The organism is Ignavibacteriales bacterium, from assembly GCA_015709675.1.
Taxonomy (GTDB): Bacteria; Bacteroidota; Ignavibacteria; order Ignavibacteriales; family Ignavibacteriaceae; genus H2-BAC3.
Genome location: CP054182.1, coordinates 3,181,727 through 3,204,208 on the forward strand (window position 1 = coordinate 3,181,727; position 22,482 = coordinate 3,204,208).

At 44.0% G+C, this 22,482-nt stretch carries 16 protein-coding genes; 9 read left to right on the forward strand and 7 right to left on the reverse strand.

Annotation, left to right across the window (positions count from 1 at the left end):
- Positions 1 to 2 precede the first annotated feature (2 nt).
- The gene (locus HRU80_12375) at positions 3 to 881 is read left to right on the forward strand and encodes an aldo/keto reductase (GenBank protein ID QOJ29626.1); all 879 of its coding nucleotides are present in this window, start codon (positions 3 to 5) and stop codon (positions 879 to 881) included.
- Here the strand turns inward: HRU80_12375 and HRU80_12380 are convergent.
- Positions 874 to 1,344: a septal ring lytic transglycosylase RlpA family protein gene (locus HRU80_12380; GenBank protein QOJ29627.1), complete on the reverse strand. Its 471-nt coding sequence runs from the start codon at positions 1,342 to 1,344 to the stop codon at positions 874 to 876. The genes HRU80_12375 and HRU80_12380 overlap by 8 nt on opposite strands.
- A gap of 97 nt (positions 1,345 to 1,441) precedes the next feature.
- Between HRU80_12380 and HRU80_12385 the strand changes: the two genes are divergently transcribed.
- From HRU80_12385 to HRU80_12395, 3 genes are read left to right on the forward strand one after another with little or no spacing between them, the layout of a single operon-like run.
- On the forward strand, positions 1,442 to 4,537 hold the full coding sequence (locus HRU80_12385; protein ID QOJ29628.1) for a family 10 glycosylhydrolase: 3,096 nt from the start codon (positions 1,442 to 1,444) through the stop codon (positions 4,535 to 4,537).
- A 34-nt stretch (positions 4,538 to 4,571) separates the two neighbouring features.
- The gene (locus HRU80_12390; GenBank protein ID QOJ29629.1) at positions 4,572 to 6,767 is read left to right on the forward strand and encodes an N-acetylmuramoyl-L-alanine amidase; all 2,196 of its coding nucleotides are present in this window, start codon (positions 4,572 to 4,574) and stop codon (positions 6,765 to 6,767) included.
- 16 nt (positions 6,768 to 6,783) lie between these two features.
- Positions 6,784 to 7,674: a hypothetical protein gene (locus tag HRU80_12395; GenBank protein ID QOJ29630.1), complete on the forward strand. Its 891-nt coding sequence runs from the start codon at positions 6,784 to 6,786 to the stop codon at positions 7,672 to 7,674.
- A 174-nt stretch (positions 7,675 to 7,848) separates the two neighbouring features.
- On the opposite strand, the gene dacB is transcribed toward HRU80_12395, so the two are convergent.
- On the reverse strand, positions 7,849 to 9,303 hold the full coding sequence (dacB, locus tag HRU80_12400) for a D-alanyl-D-alanine carboxypeptidase/D-alanyl-D-alanine-endopeptidase (protein ID QOJ29631.1): 1,455 nt from the start codon (positions 9,301 to 9,303) through the stop codon (positions 7,849 to 7,851).
- Between the two features lie 82 nt (positions 9,304 to 9,385).
- Between dacB and HRU80_12405 the strand changes: the two genes are divergently transcribed.
- Together HRU80_12405 and HRU80_12410 are read left to right on the forward strand one after the other, a co-directional pair.
- Positions 9,386 to 10,801: a DUF5009 domain-containing protein gene (locus HRU80_12405; GenBank protein ID QOJ29632.1), complete on the forward strand. Its 1,416-nt coding sequence runs from the start codon at positions 9,386 to 9,388 to the stop codon at positions 10,799 to 10,801.
- A 36-nt stretch (positions 10,802 to 10,837) separates the two neighbouring features.
- Complete coding sequence (locus HRU80_12410; protein QOJ29633.1) at positions 10,838 to 12,658, forward strand: long-chain fatty acid--CoA ligase; 1,821 nt, start codon at positions 10,838 to 10,840, stop codon at positions 12,656 to 12,658.
- A gap of 53 nt (positions 12,659 to 12,711) precedes the next feature.
- Here the strand turns inward: HRU80_12410 and bshB1 are convergent, their stop codons facing one another.
- A complete protein-coding gene (gene bshB1, locus HRU80_12415; protein ID QOJ29634.1) occupies positions 12,712 to 13,434 on the reverse strand; it encodes a bacillithiol biosynthesis deacetylase BshB1 in 723 nt (240 codons plus the stop codon).
- Between the two features lie 162 nt (positions 13,435 to 13,596).
- On the opposite strand from bshB1, the gene HRU80_12420 reads away from it, so the two are divergent.
- The 3 genes from HRU80_12420 to HRU80_12430 are packed head-to-tail and all read left to right on the forward strand — an operon-like array spanning position 13,597 to position 17,386.
- Positions 13,597 to 15,156: a T9SS type A sorting domain-containing protein gene (locus HRU80_12420; GenBank protein ID QOJ29635.1), complete on the forward strand. Its 1,560-nt coding sequence runs from the start codon at positions 13,597 to 13,599 to the stop codon at positions 15,154 to 15,156.
- 8 nt (positions 15,157 to 15,164) lie between these two features.
- Entirely contained in the window at positions 15,165 to 16,247 is a 1,083-nt protein-coding gene (locus tag HRU80_12425) for a T9SS type A sorting domain-containing protein (GenBank protein QOJ29636.1), read from the forward strand.
- Positions 16,247 to 17,386, forward strand: coding sequence for a T9SS type A sorting domain-containing protein (locus HRU80_12430; protein ID QOJ29637.1), 1,140 nt, complete (start codon positions 16,247 to 16,249; stop codon positions 17,384 to 17,386). The genes HRU80_12425 and HRU80_12430 overlap by 1 nt, the downstream gene beginning before the upstream one ends.
- Positions 17,387 to 17,462: 76 nt before the next feature.
- Here the strand turns inward: HRU80_12430 and HRU80_12435 are convergent, their stop codons facing one another.
- From HRU80_12435 to HRU80_12450, 4 genes are all read right to left on the reverse strand, one after another.
- On the reverse strand, positions 17,463 to 18,194 hold the full coding sequence (locus tag HRU80_12435) for a hypothetical protein (GenBank protein QOJ29638.1): 732 nt from the start codon (positions 18,192 to 18,194) through the stop codon (positions 17,463 to 17,465).
- A 16-nt stretch (positions 18,195 to 18,210) separates the two neighbouring features.
- Positions 18,211 to 19,527 (reverse strand): tRNA (N(6)-L-threonylcarbamoyladenosine(37)-C(2))-methylthiotransferase MtaB, encoded by a 1,317-nt coding sequence (gene mtaB, locus HRU80_12440; GenBank protein ID QOJ29639.1) that lies wholly within the window; start codon positions 19,525 to 19,527, stop codon positions 18,211 to 18,213.
- Positions 19,528 to 19,655: 128 nt separating this feature from the next.
- Positions 19,656 to 21,485, reverse strand: a complete 1,830-nt coding sequence (gene rpsA / locus HRU80_12445; GenBank protein ID QOJ29640.1) for a 30S ribosomal protein S1 — start codon at positions 21,483 to 21,485, stop codon at positions 19,656 to 19,658.
- A gap of 97 nt (positions 21,486 to 21,582) precedes the next feature.
- Positions 21,583 to 22,479, reverse strand: coding sequence for a 4-hydroxy-3-methylbut-2-enyl diphosphate reductase (locus tag HRU80_12450; protein ID QOJ30546.1), 897 nt, complete (start codon positions 22,477 to 22,479; stop codon positions 21,583 to 21,585).
- Between the last annotated feature and the right edge of the window lie 3 nt (positions 22,480 to 22,482).

The following is a 22,482-nucleotide window of genomic DNA, read 5'->3' on the forward strand; positions in this document are numbered from 1 at the left end:
GGTTGCAACCGCGTAAATTCGGCCGTACCGGTCTCAGTGTTTCTCCCCTTGGCTTTGGCGCAGGGCAGATAGGTGATGACTCCCTTACTGAACGGGATGCAGAATATCTGCTTCACTCCCTTCCCGATCTTGGCATCAATATGATTGATACAGCCCGCGGATATGGCCTTTCAGAAGAACGGATTGGTAAATACCTCGCTCATCGAAGAGATGAATTTATCCTCTCAACTAAAGTCGGGTATGGAATTGAAGGCACTGAGGACTGGACGTATGACTGTATTATAAAAGGGGTTGACACAGCACGTAAACAGCTTCGCACCGGGGTGATTGATATTGTGCATCTACATTCCTGTTCTGAGTATATACTCAGGAACAACGGAGTACTGGATGCGCTCCTGGAGTGCCGTCATAGGGGCTGGCTTAAAGTTCCGGCGTATTCGGGTGAAAATGAAGACCTTGCATTCGCGCTCAGTTCCGGTATAATACAATCCCTTCAGACCTCGGTCAACATATTCGACCAGAAAAGTCTGCGCATGTATATCCCTGGAGCCAGGGAACTTGGGATGGGGATTATAGGCAAAAGAAGTTTAGCAAATGTCTGCTGGCATCACCAGACACAGCCGCACGGCCACTACTGCGAGCAGTACTGGATTCGCATGAAAGAACTGCAGTACAAAACTGATATCCCCTATCACGAACTGCTCATCCGCTTTGCTGTATTTTCCGGAGGGGCTGATACCTCACTAGTTGGCGGGAAAAACCCTGATAACATTAAGCGAAATATTGCAATCGTTGAAAAAGGACCTCTGCCTGATGAAGTAATTAAGATGATCCTGACCAGATATCAGGAAATAGGCAGCAATTGGGAGGGGCTCATTTAACTGTCTTTCCTTTACCCCATTCAAGAACCTCAATTTTAACATCGGCAACCCCCTCTTTTAACATCTCCAGTTCCACAGCAGTCTGATAGGATAAATCAATAATCCTTCCTTTAAAGTCAGGCATTCTGTCATTAATTCTCAGAATTACGGATTTCCTGTTTTTCAGATTGGTAACCCTTATGATGGTTTCGAGAGGATATTTGGGGTGCGCGGCAGAAATTTTGTACATATCGAATACCTCACCATTGGCGGTCAATTTTCCATGAAATTTATCCGCGTAAAAGGATGCTTTTCCTGATACTTCCTCTAACACTTCAGCATCGGCGTAATCAGCCGGATTGAATGCAACTTCCGGCGCCGGGTTCTTTGGCGGTACGGATGACGTGGAATATCTTACAGCTGAAGAGCAACCCGTAATAAAAAGAGCCAAAACCAGCAGCAGAATGGGTAATTTTTGTCTCACATGAATGTGCCGAAAATCCAGTGTTTTATCCTCTAATTTCTTTAAATTGTATGCTTAATTTTACTCACAAATACCGGCTAACATAAGCAGTAAAGATATGAAAATTCTTGCGCTCCTCTTCATAATGACATTAACCATATTTCCGCAGAGCACGAATCAGGAATTCCGTTCCACCTGGGTTATTACCTGGGAGTACATCAGTTCCTCAAGCAGTGTGGAAACGAATAAAGCACGGATCAGAAGAATACTTGATGATCATAAAGCCGCAAATATGACCTCCGTACTCTGGCAGGTCAGGCAGGCTGGCACGGCGTATTATAATTCTTCCTATGAGCCATGGGGCTCCTATGCCGGCGGCACATACCCTGGCTTTGACCCTCTTGCCTATGCTATTGAAGAGGCCCACAAGCGTGGTCTTGAACTGCATGCCTGGTTCAATGTCTTTGCATCAGGAAGCACCGCTCCGGGTGCACCGGCACAGCAGCATCCGGAATGGATTTGCCGTGACCAGAGCGGGAATCCAATGACCTCAAACATTGCGCTCTCACCAGGACTCCCCGCTGTCAGAGATTATCTGACACGGGTGGGCATGGAAATCGTCAGGAATTATGACATTGACGGATTTCATTATGATTATGTACGGTGGAATGAATATAGCAGTACTGCACCAAGACCCGAACCAAAAACAGAAGATGAAAAGCGTCTTGCCCTGCTTGACGGAATGATTACTGATGATGATGTTCGTTCGCTCGAAGAAAATCAGGCGGGCAGATATCTATATGATGTAGAGCATCCTTACTCAGCAGGAATTCCGGCAGGATATACCTCATGGGAGGAATTCTGGAGAGGCTCTGTAACCAAATTTGTGCAGCAAATGAATGACTCCATTAAGGCGGTTAAGCCATGGATTCGGATTTCCGCTGCAGCCATCGGTAAATATAACTGGTCAGGATGGCAGGGCTATGGCATTGTGTATCAGGATGCTGCTCTCTGGTACAATATGGGCTATATTGACCAGCTCACCCCGATGCATTATCACTGGACTACTGCAGCCGGATTCACCGGTATGCTTAACGGGCAGTGTCCTCAGTGCTGGGGCCAGTTCATCCAGCCGGGTACAACGGCCGGCAGATTATTTACGGTCGGGCCCGGATCATATATACTGGCTGAAAATAACGTCTGGCAGAATCATCCCGATATCATTAACGCAACACGGAATGTTCCTTTTGTTGATGGTTTTCAGTTCTTCAGTTATGGCTCCTGGCGGGATAAAAACTATTTTACTGAAGCAGGCGCAACCTTTTTTAAGCGCAGAACCAAAATTCGCGATACCAGAACAGTAAAAGATACTGTGCCGGAAGCGCCGTCCTTAAGCATTACGAAAATTGACTCGCTGAACTATCGGCTGAAAGTCACGCCGCACGCTTCTTCTCCCCAGAAGATGTGGTATATACTTTACCGGAATGCAGATACCTCGATTAACACCGATCAGGCAGAAATTGTGGACATCTCCTTTGCCAGCGATACTTTTACTGTTACGCAGTCTTTCAGCGGGCTGCAGGATTTTAACGGAATATATCATTACGGAGTGACGGCTGCCGACAGATACTGGAATGAATCTCCTCTTTCAAATCTGGCACTTACTGATTCGGTACCTTCCTTCGCGCCGGTGGTGCTTTCTTCAGTACCAGCAATGAACGATACCGTCGGAGTATCTTCGCAGATAAAGCTGAATTTTTCAAAAAGCATGAACCGGAACAGCGTTATTACTGCCATAGAGACTGATCCGCAGATTACGTTTACCTCTGCTCTCTGGACAGCAGACAGCAAAAGTCTTACTCTGGTTAAACAGGGTAATCTGAGTTTTGCCACCAATTACCGTTTTTCAATTCTTCCTTCAGCCACTGACATTAATGGTAAAAATATTGATGGTGACGCAAATGGTGTCCCTGGTGATACATTCAATCTGTATTTCAGAACCGAGGATATAGATTTGCATGGGCCGGCACTCTTATCTGTGTATCCCGATACATCCGTAACCGGATCTATTGACGCAGAAGATGTTCTTTCTCTTCTGTTTGATGAACTGGTCGCACCTGCAACCGTAACCCATGCCAATATCCAACTCACCAGGAATGGAACCGCGGTTACAAAGGATATGCGCCTGACAACAGAAGATGGAAAATCCCGGCTCTCATTAAAACCGCAGCAGCGCTTTACTATCAGCTCAGATTATGAACTGAAGATTACATCAGGTGTAACTGACCTTGGCGGTAATGGAGTCTCACCTGAAATTGTTATTCCTTTCTCGGTTAATAATATGCAGTATTCCGCTTCTCTGATTATTGACCCCTACAGTGGTGACGGATTATGGTGGAATCCTCAGCAGAGCGGCTCAACTATTGGAATTGTTGACAGCGGAACCGGTTTTGATTATTCAACGGAGATCTTCCTGCCTGCAACCTCTCCGCAGCAGTCCGGTATGCTCCGCTACCAGTGGAATCCTTCCGCGGGAACAAAGCTGCTGAGAAATTACCTTTCCGGCGGGCCACCGCGTGATATCACTTTTGACACATCGTATACATTACAGATGTATATATACGGTGACGGTGGAGGCAGCAGATTCCGCTTTGCTCTTGATGAAGGGAACGGTGGTACTTCCTGGCCGAATCATGAAGTATCCGTCTGGTTTAAGATTAACTGGCGCGGATGGAAACTGGTGGAGTGGCAGCTTAACGACCCTTCTAAGGTCGGAGCATGGCTGGGTAACGGTCAGCTTGACCTTCCTCTCTACCGGATTGACAGCTTCCAGATGACTGATGATGCGGGTGCTGAACCTGCCGGCAGATTGTATCTTGATAATATGCGAATTGTCAAAAAGACAGAAGTAATTGTTACAGATGTCGCTTCAGAAGGAATTACCCCTTCTGTGTTTAACGTCAGGCAGAATTATCCGAATCCGTTTAATCCGGCAACAACTATTACATTTTCTCTGCCTTCATCATCTTTTGTAACGGTTGAGGTATTTAATTCACTTGGAGAACGTTCTGCGGTTCTTTTCGAAGCAGAATCACTTGATGCAGGCGAACACACAACCGTATTTCATGCAGCAGGTCTTCCTTCAGGAACATACTTTGTAAGAGTATCAAGCGCATTTGGCGTTAAAACTATTAAAGCAGTGTTAATGAAGTGATTATATGCTGCTGAGATTAACGGAGAGTTTACCAATGAAACATTTATTAATATTCCTGTTACTGGCCGCATCAGTTTCAGGTCAGTCATTCACCGGAAAAAAGTTTTGTCTTGACCCGGGTCACGGCTTTATACCCGGACAGGCATCTGCATGCAATGACGCAGAAACCAAAAGGTTTGAAAGCTACATCAATCACATCGTGGTACCATACCTGAAAAGATATCTTCAGGCAGAAGGGGCAACGGTAATAACTACCCGTGCAGATTATGACTCGATTGGTCCGTGCATAACCCTTACACAGCGTAAAACCATTGCAAACAATAACAATGTGCATTATTTCCATTCGGTTCATCATAATGCATTTGACGGAACATCAAATTATTCTCTTTCTCTCTTTAAGCAGAATAACTCAAGTATATGCCCGAACGGAAATCCTGCCTGGCCGGGAGTGACGGATGTTGCAGCCAATATTCAGGCAAACCGGATGTTTAATGCACTGCAGACAACCAGCGCGATATACAGAGGTGATCTCTGCTTCCTTGGTTTTAATCTGGGTGTGCTCAGCACGCTCAATATGCCAGGTACATTAAGCGAGGCGTCATTTTTTGATAATGCAAAGGAAAGAGTCCGGCTTGCTGATACCTCTTATCTTAAGACGGAAGCAGAAGCTCTCTACCACTCCTTTCTGCAGCTTTATAGTGCTCCCTTCCCTTCACACGGAAGTGTTACTGGTGTGGTTACTAATATGGCAACCGGACAGCCGGCGACAAATATCACCGTTTCAATTGATTCTCTCGGCCTGACCTACCCTATTGGCAATAACGGCAGCGGAGTATACCGTTTTGATGTAGTTCCTCCGGGGTTTTACCGGGTTACTCTCAGATCTCAGCTTGATACCGTACATACGAATATAACTGTTCAGGCAGGGACGATAAATAAAAGAAATCTCTCACTTACACAGACGGAGTACGTAGGGGATGTCAGGCTTAAAGCCGTACTTTCATCAAACACCAGCCTCTCTCTGCAGTGGGAAAAACCAACCGGCACCATAGATGTATATCATGTATTTCTCTCAGAAGACGGCGTGACCTGGGATACCATCCCTGCGGCAACTCCGGGGGGAGGATCTCTTTCAGCATCTATTGGAGGACTTCAGACCGGCAAGCAGTACTATGTTAAAATTAAGGCAAAGAATGCTGTAAGCGAAAGTCCCAACTTCTCCCGCACATATGGAGCATATACCTCAGCAAGCCAGGAAAAAGTTCTTATCGTTGACGGTTTTAACCGGATAAGCGGATCATCAGCCAATCCGGCTCATAATTTTGCAGCGATCTATGGTGATGCGCTGAGTGCCATGAACTTTAAGTTTGAAACCGTGAGCAATTTTACCGTCACCAGTTCAGCACAGCTATTATCGTATAAATATGTTTTCTGGTTCCTGGGTGATGAGTCGGTAGCTGATGAAACATTCACCGGTCTGGAGCAGACATATATACGGGACTACCTCCGTCAGGGAGGCAAACTTTTTGTAAGCGGATCCGAAGTTGCCTGGGATCTCGATCAGCAGGGTACCACCGCTGATAAAGCATTCATCAACACTTATCTTAAAGCCAGATATATTGCTGATGCACCAACCCCAAACACTCCGGCCGGAACAGCTGTTTCGGGAACACTTTTTGACGGTGTCCCGAATTTCACTTTTGGACAGGTATATCCCGAAGACTGGCCCGACGTCATTGATACCATTGGAGGAAGTTATCCCGTTATGCGTTATAATGCAACTCAGACGGCAGGAATTGCCTTCCGGGGATTGGTTTCAGGAGGTTTTATTGAAAGCAAGCTGGTATATCTTGCCTTTGCGCTTGAAACCATGGGCAATGTAAACCACCGCAGGCAGATTGTGAATAAAATCGTTTCATTTTTTACCGGAGCAACTAATCTTAATGAGAATGATCTGGAATTAACTCCGGCTGACTATTCTGTTTCCGCTTATCCTAATCCTTTTAATCCGTCTACTAATCTGGAGGTGAATCTTCCGGTCCGTGGTGATTATGAGATTACCATAACAGATATCCTCGGTAAAGAAGTCCTCACTCTGAGCAGAGGATTGTTAGAGGCAGGCGTCCACCGGTTCACAGCCGATCTTTCCCCTTATTCTTCCGGAATTTATTTTGCCTCGCTCCGCGGGAACGGAATTGTCAAATCATTTAAACTGATGTTACTGAAGTAGAAGGAATCAGACTGATATGAAAAAATCTTTATATATACTCTTTCTTATTCTGACCGTAACGGTATCAGCACAGGATGCGGTCCGGCTGAACCTTAAGGAGGGCGAACAGTTTCTTATACCAAAGGTTTCAGCAGACGGCAGATATCTTGCACTGAGCAGTGCTGATTATAACAGACTCTTTGTGTATGATATTATCTCTGATGCACTCATTGCAGAGGTCACTGGAGCAGGAATCGGCTGGGGTTTTTCATGGTCCGGGAGCGCAAATTTTATTGCCATGCGTGAAAATATTTTCAGTGAAAATGACCGTACTTCTAGAATAAAGGTGATAAATCCGTTTGGTCAGGTTATTTCTGAGAGCCGTCAGTATCCTGATGCATCCCTCCCTTTCTGGAGCGCGGACGGAAGAGTTCTTAACTATAAACCCTCAAAACTTGAAGCAAAATCCGTTGCTTTGGGTGAAGGAGGCCGTGATGCCGGATTTCTTATTGATGAAGATCTTCTGATAGTAAATTACCCGGAACTCACATTCCCCCCTTCATTCATTGAGACCATGGTATCTGGCAGAGCCCTGTCATTTACTTATTCCCCCGACGGCACCAAAATAGCAGTTGAGTACCTTGGAACCGGTATCCGTGTATATGATCTGAAATATGGTATCATCTATGACTTCGGTGAGGGAGAAGCCCCTGTCTGGATGGATACTGAACATGTGGCATATATGCTGGTAGAAGATGACGGCTATGAAATTACTGCAGGAGAATTGGTTACGAGAAAATATAACGGTGGGGACAGGTCAGTAATAACCGGCAGTTTTGATATACCGGCATTTTATCCATCAGCCGCAGGCAAGACCATTTACTTCACAGACCTGCAGGGACATATTTACAAGATGATTCTGAACTGAAAATCAACTGGTTTTGTAACATATTTACCCGAAAAGCCACGCAGATATGCGTGGCTTTTTTTTGCAAGTTCAATAAACTTGATCTGCTATTTTTACATGTACACACAAGCAGCGGTGTGTATCCGCGAATTCCTTATTTAACAAGAGTGAAAAATTTATTTGAGATATATTTCATTACTCTGCCAGTTTCAGCAGCAGTTCACGGTACCAGCCGTCAACATCTGCTGAGCGGCCGTTATAGTTATTAACCAGAAATGAGAATGCTATCAAATCCCCTTTCTTGTTATGAATATAACCTGAAAATGAGCGGACACCGTTTATGGTTCCTGATTTAATTCTGGCATTTTTTGCAATAACCGTCCCCAGTCCAAACCGCTTAAATCCTCCCGAATCTAATGTATCGCCCGCAACCGGAAATGATTCATAATAATCGGAGAATGTCTTCCCCTTCACAGCCATATAGTGCAGCAGTTCCGAAATAGTTCTTGCCGATATCATATTGCTCCGGGAAAGTCCTGATCCATCCTGAAGGCGGAGTGATTCACTAAAGATATTATTCGCTTTTAAGAATGAATCCACAACGGCGATTCCCTCCTCTGTTCTTCCTCGGCCATTTTTCATGCCGAGTGCAGCCAGAACCTGTTCAGTATAAAGATTGTTGCTTCGCTTGTTAATGATTCTGACTATTTCCCTTAAGGGAGGTGAATAAAAATCTGCAAGCTGATTTTGTTGCCTATCCCCGGTTTTCACGGAATCATATATTATGCTGACGGTAAAAGTTATTCCTCTCCTCTCCAGTTCATTTAGAAAAAGTCCGGTAAAAGCTGCAGCAGGATCAGGAAGGCTTCCTTTTATATCAAACTCTTCTACTCCTGCCGGAATAGTCCCCTGCAATAAATACTCCTCTCTTCCCGGCAGCGGATAAATATACCCATTATCTCCGGAGCCCGCTTTTCCGGTTCTCATTCTGTTGATGAACTTTAAGCCTTCAATTTCCGGTTCTGTCCGCAAAACCTCTGCAGGGTCCCCCGGTTTTAAGCCGGGCTTAAAGAAGAGGAAATACATATTATCGTGAAAGGTGAACTTATGCACCCCGGTACCATAATAATTGCCGATATCTATATATGACCAGTAGTCAGGAAACTGCTGAACAGAAAAGCCGGAAAGATCAACCCGTATTCCTCCGCGGATTTTTTTAATACCCGCTTTTTCAATCCTGAGGAATACCGAATCAAAAATTTCTTCAAAACTCAGTATTCCGGTTATGAAAGTAGAACCGAACGTGGGATCGCCGGAAGGTTCAATGATAACATCTCCTATAAACTCCCCTTCGGGTGTGTTTTCACCGGCAAGTGAAAATGAGGTTTTATATTTGTAATCGCTGCCAAGTATTTCAAGCCCGGCAGCGGAAGTTACAACCTTTAAATTCGAGGCAGGGGCAAGCACTTTCTGTCCATTTTTATCAAGAATAACCCTGCCTTGGGCAATATTGATTGCGTAGATACTAACCGAAGCATTCCTGAGCAGCCGGGATGTATCAGCAAACTGTAATAAACTCTCAAATTGGTTATTCTGCTGTGCGGGCAGTGAAGATGTTAAAAAGAGCAAAATCAGAAGTAAAGGAGCCATCAGAATTTCTTTCAATTTCTCGGAAATTGTCAATAAGTTTCAGCAGAAAAAATTAAACTAAATTTATCTCTGCTAAAATACTATGGCTGAAACAACTGACAGCGGAAGAGATTATTCACTTGATGCATTACGGGGGTTCGCGATTCTGACCATGATATTATCCGGACGGGTCCCATGGGGCGTCCTGCCAGGATGGATGTATCATGTGCAGGTACCTCCTCCGGCGCATAAATTTGATCCCTCCATACCGGGAATCAGCTGGGTTGATCTGGTATTTCCCTTCTTTCTTTTTTCTATGGGAGCTGCCTTTCCTTTTGCTCTTTCAAAAAAGCTGGAGAAAGCAAAATCAGCATGGAATCTTATGTCGGGTGTTCTCTGGAGGGGTGTGCTGCTCATGTTCTTTGCGCTGGTGATATTTCATATAAGGCCTCATATACTTCACAAAACGGAAACCACCGCCACATATATTCTGGCAATCTCCCTTTTTGCGCTCCTCTTTTTGATTTTCCTGCGTTATCCGTCCGGCTGGAGCAAAACGATAGTTTATACTCTCAAAAGCATCTCAGCAGTAATTCTGATACTGTTTCTGGCACTCTTCACATTTTCAAACGGTGAGGGATTCAGTTTCAGGAAATATGATATCATCATTCTGGTTCTTTCGAATGTTGCCGTAGCCGGTTCGGTTATCTGGATATTCACGCGCGCAAACCTGATGAGCAAACTCTTCATCATGGCAGTATTGCTTGGGATACGGCTGGGTTTTAACACGGAGGGGAGCTGGATCGCCCTTGCCGGAAAAGAGTGGCCCGGCTATCTGCTGTTTCAGCTAACTTTTCTGAAGTATCTTTTCATAATTATTCCCGGAATGATTGCCGGTGATATATTATATACACAGAGCAAAGCAAAAACTGTGCCTGAGGAAAAACTGTCTGCGGGCTTAGTAATGATTCTTATCATCTCAGCTTTCGGACTAATACTCATTTCACTCATCGGACTCTACATCAGAGAGGTTTTTCTTACAGTTCTGCTTTCTGCACTGGTGCTTGCAGGTATGTATGCACTTCTGAAGAATTCGGGAGAATATCTGACACAGAAATATCTCCGGTTATTCCTTTGGGGAGCGGCGTGGATTATGGTCGGACTGGTTTTTGAGCCATTTGAAGGGGGGATAAAGAAAGATCCCTCTACAATGAGCTATTATCTCCTGACCTCCGGACTGGCAATCATGATGCTGATCGGGTTTTCTCTGCTATTTAACCATCTGCATCTCACAAAATATTTCTCACTGCTTATTGATTCCGGTAAAAACCCGATGCTTGCTTATGCGGCAGGAACAAATCTGCTCACACCGCTTGTCATGCTGACAGGAATTCAGCCGCTTTTAATTGAACTTCTGCCTGGTATGTGGCCCGGGGTTCTGCGCGGCATCATACTAACACTCCTTCTCGCCCTTATGGTAATGTTCTTCACCAGAAAAAATTTATTCTGGAGAACCTGATCTCATGTATAATCATTCTAAAATAAGGAGCATGGAATGCCTATTTTAAAAGATTTTGTTACCATCCCGGATATTTTTTATTATCTGACTGAAGAATATGGTAAAACAACGGCCAAGCCGCTTATGTACCATAAATCGGAAAACAAGTGGGTTTCTATCTCCTATCCGGAGTTTAAGGAGTCAACTCATCAGTTAAGCGCCGGACTTTCTTCTCTCGGGGTTAAACGTGGTGACAAAGTTGCACTCATTGCGGAAAACGGCCCGAAATGGATATTTTCCGATTTAGCTATTCTTTCGTTAGGGGCGGTTAATGTGCCTCTCTACCCTTCTCTTACCGCTGATAATATTGAATATATCCTGAATAATTCCGAGACCGTAGGTATTATAGTTTCGAACAAGTTTCAGCTAACTAAAGTACTCAAAATAAAAGATAAGTGTAAACATCTGCGGTTTATTATTGTGATGGTTGATCAGGATGCTGTTGCCGGTGACCCGATGATTTATAGTTTCACCAATGTTCAGAAGCGGGGTGAAAAATTCCTCAGGGAAAACCCGAAACTGATCTATGATGCAATCAGTCTCTGCCGGCCTGATGATCTCTGCACAATAATATATACTTCCGGAACCACGGGTGAACCGAAAGGAGTAATGCTCACCCACAAAAATATTATTTCCAATGTTAACGCTGCACTTAAATGCTTCCCGATAGGCGAAACTGATACATTCCTTTCCTTTCTTCCCCTCTGTCATATTTTTGAACGAATGGCAGGATATTATACCGTTTTTGCCTCCGGAAGCACTGTTTACTTTGCGCAGAGCATTGAAAGCGTGGCATCAGATCTGATGGAGGTGAAACCAACTATTATGACCGCAGTTCCACGGCTATTTGAACGGATTTATTCAAAAGTGCTGAAAAACATACAGTCACAGCCGCAAAAGAAACAGAAGATTTTTGAGTGGGCTGTTGAAACCGGAAAAAGTTACTGCGAACAAAAACGTAATGGCTCAGTTTCACCTGCTCTTGCTATCAAACAAAAACTTGCTGATATTCTGGTGCTGAGTAAAATACGTGCGCGCACCGGAGGGAAACTGAGATTTTTTATCTCCGGTGGAGCAGCACTCCCGCGGGATTTAGGTGAATTTTTTGAAGCACTCGGAGTTATTATAATTGAAGGATACGGACTTACCGAGTCCTCCCCGGTTATTGCAGCTAACAGATTAGACGGTTATAAATTTGGAACTGTCGGAAAACCCTTTCCGGGTGTTGATGTGAAGATTGCGCATGATGGTGAAATACTTGCCCGCGGCGCAAATATCATGCTGGGTTACTATAAAAACAAAAAGGAAACTGAAGAAACCATTAAAGATGGATGGCTGCATACCGGAGATATCGGAGTCTTTGATGCAGAGGGATATCTGATGATAACCGACCGGAAGAAACACCTTTTTAAGACTTCCGCAGGTAAATATATAGCACCGACTCCGATTGAAAATATGTTCCTTTCCAGCAGATTTATTGACCAGTTTGTCCTGATAGGCGACAGAAGAATGTTCCTCAGCGCTCTGATTGTTCCTGATTTTGAGGCTCTTCGCGAATATGCAGACTCACACAGCATTAACTATAAGGATAATGCTGATCTCATCAAGAACAAGGATATCTATGATATGATGGAGCGGGAACTGATTACTTTCTCCCGAAGGCTTGCGAATTTTGAGCGTGTCAGAAAATTCGCCCTTCTTGAAAAACCGTTCGCTCTTGAAACCGGTGAGATGACACCTTCTCTCAAATTGAAGCGCAAGGTGATTGAAGAGCGTTACCGGCACTTGATCGAAGAGATGTATCTGGAAATGCAGTAAAAAACTCTATAATGCCGTAGAGACGATGCGTGCATCGTCTCTACCCATATATATTACAATCTATTTAAATAGTGTACCAGATCCAGTTCTAATTCTTCCTCCGTAAAAAATGGTTCACCATATTTCCTGCCGATTTTAAAGCCGTAAAACTCTGCCTTTGCCCTGATAAATTCAACAAATTCAGGTGTGCTTATAAAGGTATTCGGCTCAGTACTGTTCGGATCATAGAACTGGGTCGCATAAGCCATCATCGCCTTCTTTTTAATTTCAAAATAATCTGAAATATCAACAATAAATGAAGGCTCAAAGGTGTAGGTCTGCATATAGTAAAAAAGTTTTGCCGGGCGGTAAGCCTCCTGAGGAGTGTCTTTGTCAAAGGTTTTTATTTTGGTCAGCCCTGAGGAAAAAAACGCCTGTTTAACCAGGGCACTTAGTTTAATGTGATCCGGGTGGCGGTCATTTTTATACGGAGCAAAAATCAGTTTGGGACGGTATTTTCTGATGCAGATAAGCAGTTTGCTCAGATTCTCCTTATTGTCCTCAATTTCACCGTCGGGTATGTAAAGATTCTCTCTTGATGCGATTTTTAAGATTACGGCTGCCTGAAAAGCCTCTTTTTGCCTTGTTTCGGGGGTTCCCCTGGTTCCTAATTCCCCTCTGGTGACATCAATTATGCCGACTTTTTTCCCCTCAGCAACTAACCGTGCTATGGTCCCGCCCATCGTCAGTTCGGCATCATCCGGATGGGCGGCAAATACTATTACGTCTAGATTCATTATTGTTCCGGTAAAGTGTTATGAAATCCTCTGGAAAATTAATTATTTTTTATTTTAAGGACTAATCTTTATTTTAGGGCACTTATTTGAACCATTCCTGCCTTCTTTCCAGGAAGCAGTTCTCAATCAATTCATATTAACTAATCTTTCCGGAATCACTTAATGAAGAGTCTTCAGACGTTTTTCTTGTTCTTTGCTTTTTTTGCCACAACCCTTTTTGCTCAGGACTGGACCTGGTCATTACGCCAGAGTGGTCAGAGTCTGGGTAATCCTATTGCTGTCAGACAGGCTGATGCGAACGTAGTCTATTATGGCTCCGTTGGAACCATTTATATCAGCTACGACAGGGGTGAAACCTTTAGCACCTGGGGTACAACCATTCCGACTTCAACCAGGATCAAGCATATCATCTTAACTTCTAAAGATACTTCATCCATGGTGGTAGCATGTGAAGCAAGCCCGAAAGATATCATTGTAAAAACTACCAACCGGGGACAAACCTGGCAGACGACCGCAGGAAACCTCACTCTTTCTTTTTATGGTATACCTGTTACCGTTGACCATAAAGCCCCCGACACACTTTACTCAATGTCATCTGACTCTGTATTTAAATCAACCAACTTTGGTTCTACATGGCAGACCATTTCAAGATTGAACGGTTTGTTCGATGCTCCCTGCGATATTGAAGTATTCCCTGACAGTAATAACGTAATTCTTGCCGGTGACAATACCCGCGGCATTATGAGAAGTTCTGACGGCGGTATTACCTGGTCACAGGTATTTGTAACCTCAGGAGAAATTCCGACGATCGCAGTGGATCACAGAAGACCGGGAATCGCATACGCTACGAAATGGAGCGGCGGCGGCGGTTTTGCCAAAACCACTGATTACGGCCGTACCTGGTTTCAGATCTCTACAACTCTCTTTAACGGAAGAAATATGTGGGGAGTGCATGTTGACCCGAACAATTCAAACTGGGTAATTACCGGCGAATATTCAGGCGGACGCTCTTATCTTTCAACCGATGGCGGCGAAACCTGGAGAACTATCACCATTTCAAGTTCCAATTATTCATTCGTAATTGCTGATACCAATACAATTTTTGCGGCACAGGGCAACGGCTTCTACAAACTCCGCCTTCCTGTTGTGCCTGTTGAACTTACTTCATTCAGATACTCACTCCAGGGTGCTGATGTTGTGCTCAACTGGGAAACCGCAACTGAAAGTAATAATAAAGGATTTGAAATTGAAGCAGGTACTTCAAAAGAACATATGAATGTCATCGGTTATGTTTCCGGTAACGGAACCACAACTGAAAGAATGCTCTACTCATATAATTTCAGACCGGAAGCCGAAGGCACGTATTTTGTACGTCTGAAGCAGATTGACTATGACGGAACCTTTGAGTATTCATCATATATCGAAGTGGAATATATACAGGAAAAATCCTTTGCTCTCGGGCAGAATTATCCGAATCCCTTTAATCCTTCAACAACCATCACGTTTTCTCTCCCTTCAGAAGGATATGTTACCCTCGCTGTTTATAACGCTCTTGGCCAGCAGGTGAAATCAGTGGTAAACGGTGAACTGAGCGGAGGGAACCATAACTATAGCTTTAACGCTTCAGATTTGAGCAGCGGCCATTACTATTACCGCCTTAACTATACTGATCAAAACGGAAATGAAACAGTTTCAGTAAAAATGATGACACTGCTGAAATAAGGTAAATCATGAAAAAGTTTTATCCGCTCGCGCTTTTTTTACTGTTTGCCGGATTCATTTATAATGAATCGGTTCAGTACCCTCACGGAATTGTCGGACTAACCCGTCTCAACGGAGAGGGGTGTGTCTGTCACACACTTGAGTTTTCAACTGGAGTAAATGTCCGCATAACCGGACCTGATTCACTGGTTCAGGGTACAACCGCCGAATATACCGTCATCATGACCGGCGGTAATGCCCACTCAGGCGGCTTTAATGCTGCTGCACGCACCGGCCTTTTAACTGTTTCTGACACCAGCGCCAGAAAAATAGATACTGAACTCACGCATACAGGTCCAAAGGTATTCACTGCAGATACGGTAAAATGGAGATTCCTCTACACCGCTCCTGCATCACCAATGACCGACACTCTTTATGCAGTCGGTTTGAGTGCTGATGGCAACGGTTTTCCAAGTTCAGGTGATCTCTGGAATTTCAGTCCGAACAAGCCTGTCAGAATCATTGCTGTTATTCCGGTTGAATTATCTTCCTTCTCAGTCACCTCCGAAAACAATATTCCGGTGCTCAGATGGATAACAGCCTCTGAGACCAACAACAGTGGTTTCGCGGTTGAAAGAAGCTCTGATAATCAGCAGACATGGGAGACACTTTCTATTATTCATGGTGCGGGCACCACCACAGAGCCACGTTCATATATCTTCAAAGATGAACTGCCCAAAGGCGCATCACTGCAATACCGGTTAAAGCAGACTGACTATAACGGCGCATTCAGGTATTACGGCCCGGTAGGAATAAATCTCGCCAATACTCCTGATCAGTACCTTGTGGCTTCCAATTTCCCGAATCCTTTTAATCCGGCGACTACAATATCATATACACTCCCCTCTTCAGGAGCTCTTTCGGTAAAGATATATAACGCAGCCGGAGCTTTGGTTCATCAGGAAGCACTGAGAGCCGCCGGTGCGGAATCAGGCCAGATTGTCTGGGATGCAGCTAATAATGCGTCAGGTATTTACTATATCCACCTGAATTTTGCAGGAAGCAGCGGAGTTACACTATCCAAGACCATAAAAAGCATTCTGCTCAGGTAATGGTAACTGATCTAAGGTACAGGAAGCGTTTCAGGGCAATAAACGGACTGATTTTCGGTTTGTTTGTTGCCTTTATTTCCTTTGCTTATACGTGGACTAATCACCCCAACAAGAGAATCGGATGTACTGAACTTAACGGTGACGGCTGCGTGTGCCATAATCTTGACCGGACAACTGATGTAAAAGTATGGGTTCAGGGACCGCTGCAGCTTGAAACCGGAGAGACTGGTATATATAAGATGTTTCTTGCAGGCGGACCAGCTATGGCCGGCGGTGAAAGAATGGCGGGGGCATATAATATCGCCGCGCGCTACGGCACTCTTGCCATCATGGATACTGTTTCAGTTTTATTCTGGGGTGAAATTACACAGCGGATACCATTAATGTTCAATCAGGTCACTGATACACTTTTCTGGGAGTTTGCCTATACGGCACCGGACTCCGCTTGTATGGATACTATATATTCTACCGGCCTGAGTTTTATCCTGGAAGGACTGCCGGACACAGATGACTATTGGAACTTTGGTCCGAAATTTCCTGTAAGGATTGTCCCCAAAGCAGTGCCGGTTGAGCTTACATCCTTTTCGGTAAGCACTCAGCAGGGTTATAATCTGCTGCAGTGGACAACTTCGTCAGAGATGAATAATCAGGGTTTTGAAATAATGAGAAACAGCGATTACGGCAGCGCTGCTCATAACTGGGAAACCGTCGGTTTTGTTGCAGGAAAAGGTACTTCAACGGAACAAAATTCCTATGAGTTCACTGATAATCATCCCGCTCCGATATACGCTGCTTACCGGCTAAAGCAAATTGATCTTGACGGTTCCTATAATTTTTCAGGTGTCATTGTAGCTGAGACAGGCAGTATTAATGAAAATGGTTTCTTCATTAAAGGTGCATATCCAAATCCGTTCAATCCGTCCGCAATAGTTTCACTCCAGATTGGAAAGGATTCGGAGATAAAAGCTGAACTTTATTCCTTCACCGGAGAAAAGGTGCGCGATATTTTTGAAGGTAATCTGCCTTCAGGCAATCACCTTCTCAAAGTAGATGGTGAAGGACTCCCCTCAGGAATGTATCTGCTCAGAGTTGCGAACAATCAATCTGCTGCGGTATATAAAATGATTTTAGCAAAGTAGTCCCCTTTTAAATTAACCTCAATTATCTCTGCAACGGTACATTGCAGAGAGTCATTAAAACTTTCCGGTTACTAGCTTAGAATCCGAACCTTAGTCCGAACGAATACTGATTCGAGCCATCAGGGGCAATTCCCTGTCCCATTTCAAGTAACGTAGTTTCCGCCTGCAGACCTTTATTATGTGCTGAGACAAGGCGGACAGCATTAATTACACTTCCCAGCCTGTTAAGCAGCATTCCTGCTACTACAAATCTCAGGTTATTAAACGCCTGACGGCTTGAAACCCACATTGAACGGTACGTTCTTCTCTCCGTTGTTGAAAACCATGACCAGTAATGAGTTGTCGTATTATACATTTCATCAAACTGGCGGTAGAATGCTCTCTCATCATTAAACTGATGGATATCCCGGTAGTTTCCGATATTAGCAAAAAAGTCTTCATCCTTCCCTTCCGTAACCACACCGCCTCTTGTTTTTGCAAAGGAAAGATAGCTTTCTTCCTGCCACTCACCGTACTGGTTTATGGCAAAATAGGTAAGCCAGAGCGCGCCTTCGGTGATAGTCAGATATTTTCCGCTGGTATAATCCCCTGCGTAAAGTTCTCCCATGCCCGGAATCAGCGCAGAATAAAGTATGGCAAGCGCAGGACTTTTTCTTTCAGGTGAATCACTATTCTTCATCACCGGAGTCTGCAATTCTGAACTGATCTGCAATGTCTGCTGCAATTCAAATATATTCTGTGGAACCGTGTTCTGCGAATATGCAGGAAGGGCGGTCAGGACAAAAAGGAAAAAAACTAAATTTTTCATGCTTCTCTTTAGATGGTTATGCAGTAGCAAGATGCTCTGTAATAATTCCTCTGAATATAGTTCCGTCAAATGAATCAAGACGGACAGCCGTCTTCTTATTTATTAAGGCGTCAAGATAGGGATGTTCAACCCGTATATAGTTTGAAGTAAATCCCTTCATCATTCCTTCATCATTCTCATGCTCAAAAATCACTTCTGCTTCCCGGCCGCTCTGTGAAGAATAAAATGCGGCACGCTTTTTATCACTAAGATTGCGGAGGATATTTGTGCGCATTCTTCTGGTTTCAACTGCAACCGGGCCTTCCATGGATGCTGCTTTTGTATCAGGGCGCTCGGAATAGGTAAACACATGCAGATATGAGACAGGCAGATTCAGAAGAAAATCATGAGTCTCCATAAAATGTTTTTCTGTTTCACCGGGGAATCCTGTAATCACATCAACGCCAATTCCGCAGTCAGGTATCTGTTCTTTAATCAGCGTAATTAATTTTTTATAATCAGCAGAGGTATATCTTCTCTGCATGAGGCGGAGTATATCGGGAGAACCGCTCTGCAGAGGGATGTGGAAATGCCTGCACATCTTTTCATTTTCAGCAGTAAGTTCAATAATTTCTTTTGTGAGCAGGTTTGGTTCAATAGAACTGATCCGGATTCTGAAATCCCCCTCCTGATTAACCAGCATTTTAAGAAGCTGGTAAAAATCAACTGTGTTGTTCCATAAATAATCTCCGGTGTTCACACCGGTTAATACAATTTCTTTATATCCATCCCTGATAAGCTGATTGAAATTATTAATCACATCTTCCGGATTCTGGCTTCTGCTTCCGCCGCGTGCTTTTGGGATAGTACAGAAAGAACACTTGTAATCACATCCGTCCTGAATCTTGAGAAACGCCCGTGTACGGGAGTCAGCATCAGAGGAAAACGCAGGACCAAATGAATCTGACAACTCCCCGTCAGGTGATACAAAAATGCAGCTGAGTTCTTTTTTTTCAAAGTTGTTGAGTATATCAAATACCCGGAATTTCTCTGCCGATCCCAGTACTGCATCAACGCCTTTGATTGAGGAGATTTGCTCGGGTCTGAGCTGGGCATAACAGCCGGTCACGATAACATATGCACCGGGATTGTTCCTGAGTGCACGCCGGACTATTTTCCGGCAGTCTTTCTCCGCGTTTTCGGTAACGGTGCAGGTATTAATAACATACACATCAGCAGGGTTCTCAAAATCGGTGATTTTGAATCCCTGATCCTTAAACTGCCGTCCTATGGCGGATGTCTCCGCGAAGTTCAGTTTACAACCTAATGTATAAAACGCTACTTTTTCAGCCACTTCTAAGATTCTTTAACGTAAAATTCAGATTTTTTTTGAAATAATGTATCCATAAATCGGGTACCAAAAAAAAGGAGCGAATCACAAGATCCGCTCCTCTTTTTAAGATAGTTTTCAGTTTACCGTCATTAGTCGGCAGACTGATCCGGAGCAGCGCTCTTCTGAATATCTTCGATATTTTCATATGAAGGGAAATCAGAGAGATCAACTTTTCCGGTTTCAGCATTCTTTACATCCTGAACGGAAATCTTATCGAGCTTGTGGGCAGCGATATATTCTTCGATTTCGATATCAGGTCTGTATTTCAGATAGTCAAGAGCGCTGAGCACGATCTTCTTGTTTTCTTTATCGAATTCAAGAACGCGCAGTTTAATGTTTGTGTCAACCGGGAAGTGGTTGGCAAGATTCTTAATCCGTCCAGTTGAGAGCTGATTCGTTGGGACAAATCCGTCAACTTTTGACGGCAGTTCAACAATCAGTCCTTTTTCTATGATGCGGACAATCTTTCCTTCTGCTTCGGTTCCGGCAGCATACTGGCTTTCGAAGCTCTCCCAAGGATTGTCATAAATCTGTTTATGACCGAGGGAGATTTTTCTTGAGTCCATATCTACACCGAGAACTACTACTTCCAGTTTATCACCTTTTTTCACAACTTCGCCCGGATGACGGATTTTCTTCGTCCAGGATAGGTCAGAGATGTGAACAAGACCGTCAATACCCGGTTCAAGTTCAACAAACACGCCAAAATTGGTGAGATTTCTGGTGATACCCGTGGTTTTAGTTCCGGCAGGATATTTTGACATCAGTTCATGCCATGGATCCGGCTCAAGCTGCTTCATGCCAAGAGAGATCTTCTTTTCATCTTTATCGAGAGAAAGAATCTGTGCTTCAACAACCTGACCCATTGAAACCATCTGTGAAGGATGTTTAATGTGCTGGGTCCAGCTCATTTCTGAGTTGTGAATGAGGCCTTCTATACCCTTTTCGATTTCAATGAATGCGCCGTAATCAGTAAGAGAAACAACACGTCCGGAAACTTTGTCTCCGATGTTGTATTTCTCTTCGATGTTTTCCCAGGGGTGGGGCATCAGGCGTTTGAGTGAGAGAGAAATTCTCTTCTTTTCTTCATCATAATCGGTAACAACAACGTTGATAACCTGATCAAGTTTAACAACTTCATTCGGATGATTGATTCTGCCCCAGCTCAGGTCGGTAATGTGAACCAGACCATCTACGCCGCCGAGGTCAACGAATACACCGAAATCAGTGATTGCTTTGACGATACCCTCAAGAATCTGACCTTTTTCGAGTTTCTCAAGGATTGCTTTGCGCTGATCATATAATTCTTCTTCAACGAGAACTTTATGGGAGACAACAACATTCTTGGTTGGTTCATTAATCTTAACAACCTTGAATTCCATTTCTCTGCCGACATACGCGTCAAAATCTCTGATCGGACGGACGTCAATCTGTGATCCGGGAAGGAAGGTTTCCATACCCATAAGATCAACCACCATACCGCCTTTGATTCTGCGTACAATTTTACCTTTGAGGATTTCGCCGGTGTTATGTGCACTGACAACACGGTCCCAGATTCTGAGGAAGTCAGCTTCTCTTTTACTGAGCTGAAGATTACCGCCCTGGTCTTCAACACTCATGATAACGACTTCGATTTCCTGACCGATTTTTACTTTTTCGATATCTTCGAATTCGTCTTTAGTTACGGTGCCTTCTGATTTAAAGCCAACATCAATGATGACTGAGTCAGAAAGAACACGGACTACTTTCCCTTTTACGATTTCGCCTTCTTTGAAATTTCTGAATGATTCGGAATATATCTTGGAAAGAGCAGCAAACTCTTCCTGTGAATATTCTGCCTCGTCAAAAAACTTCAGCGATTTGGTGAAATCATCCAATCCGGCTGCTGTTACATTCGGATCATTTTGCATATCGGACATATTGCTCCTGATAGATTTTTTTGCTTCCCTGCCCGGCACACTGTCAGATGTCTGCAGGAACGCATTTGTTTTAGTTTAACATAATGTTTGTGACAGTTTAAACCTGTTCGCTGACGAAGCGTTCTTCAATCAGCTTTTTAATATCATTCATTGCCCACTGAGGTGTTGAAGTTGCACCGGTGATGCCGACGGTTTTTACCCCTTCAAACCAGTTCCAGTCAATTTCAGAAGGATCCTCAACAAAATGAGTGTGAGAGTTTTCTTCTTTGGCAATGTTATACAGAACTTTTCCGTTGCTGCTTTTTCTTCCGGCAGAAAAGATTATCAGATCATTGGTATTAGCAAAATCTCTCAGCTTCTTTTCACGTCCGGAAACCTGTCCGCAGATCGTATCCTTTGCATGAAACTCGACCGCGGTTTCTTCAATGGTGCCTATTTCAAGCGACACAACTTTTTCTCTCAGGGCTTTTGCAATACGGTAAAATGTATCCCTGTCCATGGTTGTCTGCGAAAACAGCACAGTTGGTTTTGAAACATCAACCGCCTCAAGCGCCTCCTCAACCGAGAGAACCACAATTGCTTCATCGTTGGTCACGCCTCTCAGACCGATTACTTCGGCATGATCTTTCTTTCCGAAGATCACAACCTGAAAACTTTTATCCACAAACCGTCTGATTCGCTCCTGCACTTTTGTAACAACAGGACAGGTTGCATCTACCAGTTCAATTCCGTATTCAATTGCCTTCTGATAGGTTGAAGGAGGTTCACCATGAGCACGGATTAAAACTTTACTTCCTCTTGGGATATTCGGAAAATCATCAACCGTAACCGTACTTAATCCTAAATCACCAAGCCGTTTCACTTCAGCCGCGTTATGAATAATATCACCGAGTGAGTATAGAGCCGGAGCAGATTTTAATTCCGCTTCCGCAAAATCTATCGCTCTTACTACTCCCCAGCAGAAACCTGCATTTTTATCAACCGTTACTACCATATT

What these genes read in the sequence shown, in the direction of transcription:
- HRU80_12385 (QOJ29628.1), top strand. Translation starts at nt 1,442, where the DNA reads ATGAAAATTCTTGCGCTCCTCTTCATAATGACATTAACCATATTTCCG.
- HRU80_12390 (QOJ29629.1), top strand. Translation starts at nt 4,572, where the DNA reads ATGAAACATTTATTAATATTCCTGTTACTGGCCGCATCAGTTTCAGGT.
- HRU80_12395 (QOJ29630.1), top strand. Translation starts at nt 6,784, where the DNA reads ATGAAAAAATCTTTATATATACTCTTTCTTATTCTGACCGTAACGGTA.
- dacB (QOJ29631.1), bottom strand. Translation starts at nt 9,303, where the DNA reads ATGGCTCCTTTACTTCTGATTTTGCTCTTTTTAACATCTTCACTGCCC.
- HRU80_12405 (QOJ29632.1), top strand. Translation starts at nt 9,386, where the DNA reads ATGGCTGAAACAACTGACAGCGGAAGAGATTATTCACTTGATGCATTA.
- HRU80_12410 (QOJ29633.1), top strand. Translation starts at nt 10,838, where the DNA reads ATGCCTATTTTAAAAGATTTTGTTACCATCCCGGATATTTTTTATTAT.
- bshB1 (QOJ29634.1), bottom strand. Translation starts at nt 13,434, where the DNA reads ATGAATCTAGACGTAATAGTATTTGCCGCCCATCCGGATGATGCCGAA.
- HRU80_12420 (QOJ29635.1), top strand. Translation starts at nt 13,597, where the DNA reads ATGAAGAGTCTTCAGACGTTTTTCTTGTTCTTTGCTTTTTTTGCCACA.
- HRU80_12425 (QOJ29636.1), top strand. Translation starts at nt 15,165, where the DNA reads ATGAAAAAGTTTTATCCGCTCGCGCTTTTTTTACTGTTTGCCGGATTC.
- HRU80_12430 (QOJ29637.1), top strand. Translation starts at nt 16,247, where the DNA reads ATGGTAACTGATCTAAGGTACAGGAAGCGTTTCAGGGCAATAAACGGA.
- HRU80_12435 (QOJ29638.1), bottom strand. Translation starts at nt 18,194, where the DNA reads ATGAAAAATTTAGTTTTTTTCCTTTTTGTCCTGACCGCCCTTCCTGCA.
- rpsA (QOJ29640.1), bottom strand. Translation starts at nt 21,485, where the DNA reads ATGTCCGATATGCAAAATGATCCGAATGTAACAGCAGCCGGATTGGAT.
- HRU80_12450 (QOJ30546.1), bottom strand. Translation starts at nt 22,479, where the DNA reads ATGGTAGTAACGGTTGATAAAAATGCAGGTTTCTGCTGGGGAGTAGTA.